Origin of the sequence: Bartonella sp. CM86QHHN (genome assembly GCF_042194695.1) — a bacterium.
Classification (GTDB): Bacteria; Pseudomonadota; Alphaproteobacteria; order Rhizobiales; family Rhizobiaceae; genus Bartonella.
This window is the reverse complement of the sequence record NZ_JBHIND010000073.1, coordinates 1-3,012: the sequence shown is the minus strand read 5'-3', so window position 1 is coordinate 3,012 and position 3,012 is coordinate 1. Positions and strand designations below refer to the sequence as shown.

Genomic DNA, 3,012 nt, shown 5'->3' with positions numbered 1-3,012 from the left:
TTTAAGACGCCTTGCACGAGCGGACAATTGTGCAATAGACACCCCACCCGTTTGATCAATATAAAGAGGGATTGTTTGTAAAGAACGCATTGCGTGAATAATTTTTGCAAATTGCTCTTCTGAGATATTACCACGACGCATATCCGAAGAAGAAACCTTTATTTGTTCGGAAATAATACGAGTTGCAAGCTGTTCTGTTGACATCTCAAGTGAAAAGAAACCAACAATACCCCCTTCATTGGCTTGGCTGTTATCATGACGCTTGCAAGCATTGGCAATATTAAAAGCAATATTGGTCGCCAGTGAGGTCTTCCCCATCCCAGGGCGCCCCGCAAGGATAATCAAATCAGATGCTTGTAATCCCCCCATTTTCTCATCAAGTGTTTTGATATGGGTAGCTATCCCTGAGAGCCTTGAGGAACGCTTTTTCGCTGCACTTGCCATGTTAAGTGCTTTTGCAATGGCTGTATCAAAATTTTCAAACCCACCCCCATATTTTCCCTTTTCTGCCAATTCAAACAACTGATTTTCAACAGTTTCAATTTGTTGTGATGTTGTAAGTTCTACAGAAACATCATAAGCTCTATTCACAACTTGAGTGCCAAGGTTAATTAAAGAGCGTCGGATAAACAGATCATAAATGACACTCCCATAATCTTTAGTATTAATGATTGTTACAGCTTCTTTAGCTAAACGCACCACGTAATTATATACAGTGATGTCACCAATTTTCGCATCATTTTCAACAAAGGGCTTAATAGTAATGGGATCTGCAACTTTTCCATTTTGAATAATTTGTGAAATGATATCAAAAAGCTTTTGATGCAACGGTTCAAAAAAGTGCTCTGCTTTTAAAAAATCAGAAACGCTATCAAGAGCATTATTATTGATAATGATAGCACCCAGCAAAGCTTTCTCTGCTTCAATATTATGGGGTAGTTGACGAAAAGAAGATTGTTCTTCTGTTTGAAAAGAAGGTAATTTAACAGCGTTCATTTTATTCATTATGATTTAAATTGATTTGATAAATGATAATTATAAATCACTGAATCTACAGTGTGAATCCCATTTTTATTTTACTTAACAGCTTGCTTTTTGATACGTTTTGTGCAATAAAGAGACGTTCTTTTATATTTCGGTTATTTCTTTTAATCGTTTATTTAGATCGCTAGCTGTTTTGATAATAAAAGCCGTATCAATTCATTTTGATGCGGTTTTTATGTATTAAGGCTTGCATTTTTACACGTTTTGTGTAATATATTTTAACATTTAAAATGTATAAGTTTCCAGTTGCAAACAAAAGCCGTGTCTTAAAGGACGCGGCTTTTTTTTATTCTATCTTTTAGACGCCACAGCCGCTTTAATCAATTCCTCTACAGTCTTTATCTATCTACAAAAGGATATTAAACCTGTAGAAATCTCTTTTCTTCCTGTAACCCATGCCCCCAAAATAAGTTGCGTATCTCCAAAAACACGCGCCCTGCCACCAATAATTGCCTTTCCATAAGCACGTACATTACCGTAAACCTTCGCAAACCCATTAACACACGCCTCATCACAAATTATTGCATTTTCAAAAACCTTCGCATGCCCCCAAACCATAGCAGCATTATAAACCTTGGCATCATCACCAACCCAGCAATTGCCATCATGTGATAAGTTGTATTCACTTTCAATAAAGCCCCCTAAATCTCCTTTTTTAACACTTCCAAAACTTCTTAAAGCTTTAATGCGATAAAGTGTTCTAACTCTACCATAGAGATGGTCTTTAACTTCTGTAGTTTCATTAGTAAGTTCATATTTTTTGGATACAGTTTTAGTGGTCATAGGTAGCTCCCTAATCTAATATTCAAACAAATTTTTAAATGAAATGGTTATAAGGAGGCGCCCCCGCCGCGCCCGCGCCGTTATTTAAGCTGCTTTTACAATAGCATTTGTTAAAACGCGCTTGGCTTCTGTCGTAACCAATTTGTAGTGATCAAGCTCTTTTTGTAGATCATTTACATACGATAAACGCGCAGCAATCATTCCCAAAACTTTACCAATTCCCTCAGGAGCTTTTAAACTTTCATAAGAAAATAAATCATTATCTCTAGAGAATAAATCATGATTTTTTGATTGGCTTTTTAATTCATAAAAAGCTTTAACAAGCGCCTTTTTAAATGCACGCACCGTGTCATTATTGCGCATATATGTCATGAGCAAAGTTGCTTGTGATTCATTAAGGATGGCAACTTCTCTCTTTTGTATTCCACCCTTGGTTTCAAAGGGTAGCATTTCAAATGCGACCCTTCCAAGTTCTTCAAAGTCTTTAATATTTTGACGAACCAACTGTATAACTGTTTTGTGCTTATTACCTACACCCTCTGCAATTTTCAAAGAAGTTGTGACAGCAATACCAGCATTGTTGATTGTTACTAAATTGTTCATAGGGAACTCCTACATGTTTAAAATTTCTATTGACACTCTAAAAGAGTGCCGGGCGCTAGAAACACGGCATGTAGTCCGTCGTCACGCCTTTCCCATAAGGGTATTGTATAGCGTAACCACACCCGACAAAATCGTTATATGCCAATAATAGCATAAAAATAAAGCCAAATTTTGAAGCAGGAAAAGATTGTTTCGTAATCTATTCGCTACATGTTTAGTGTTTCTAGCACTTAATGATTCGTTTAACAGAATGACCTTTTAAAGTCAATACGTATTTTTTATTTTTTTCACTTTTTTTCATTTTGATACCTACCTAATTGAATACCAAGTGCTTTCTCTAGCTCGTTGTCTATATCATCATAAGTTTTCACTGCTTTAACTGTACGTTTTTTGATTTCCCTATTCACCTCGTCTATCAACGCTTCACAACTCAAAACGCTTTTCGGAATACCACCCCCATATATCCAAGCTTTCACTTGCGCCTTGGTACTGTAATCAACATTCTCAGGCATCTCATGATACTGACCACCGTCAAATTCTTCATATTCTCTTGTACCATCATCATATTCGTAAAGATTGTAA

At 36.3% G+C, this 3,012-nt stretch carries 4 protein-coding genes; all 4 read right to left on the bottom strand.

Annotated features, from left to right (window positions below):
* Positions 1 to 996 (bottom strand): DnaB-like helicase C-terminal domain-containing protein (locus tag ACFIKX_RS07965; RefSeq protein WP_375661237.1); only part of this gene is annotated, 996 nt, incomplete at its 3' end.
* A 390-nt stretch (positions 997 to 1,386) separates the two neighbouring features.
* Positions 1,387 to 1,827, bottom strand: coding sequence for a hypothetical protein (locus tag ACFIKX_RS07960; RefSeq protein ID WP_375612653.1), 441 nt, complete (start codon positions 1,825 to 1,827; stop codon positions 1,387 to 1,389).
* A gap of 84 nt (positions 1,828 to 1,911) precedes the next feature.
* A complete protein-coding gene (locus ACFIKX_RS07955) occupies positions 1,912 to 2,430 on the bottom strand; it encodes a Rha family transcriptional regulator (RefSeq protein ID WP_375628169.1) in 519 nt (172 codons plus the stop codon).
* A gap of 287 nt (positions 2,431 to 2,717) precedes the next feature.
* Positions 2,718 to 3,012 (bottom strand): hypothetical protein (locus tag ACFIKX_RS07950; RefSeq protein WP_375661236.1); only part of this gene is annotated, 295 nt, incomplete at its 5' end.

Coding starts and splice junctions, on each gene's coding strand:
- ACFIKX_RS07955 (WP_375628169.1), bottom strand. CDS start 2,430: ATGAACAATTTAGTAACAATCAACAATGCTGGTATTGCTGTCACAACT.
- ACFIKX_RS07960 (WP_375612653.1), bottom strand. CDS start 1,827: ATGACCACTAAAACTGTATCCAAAAAATATGAACTTACTAATGAAACT.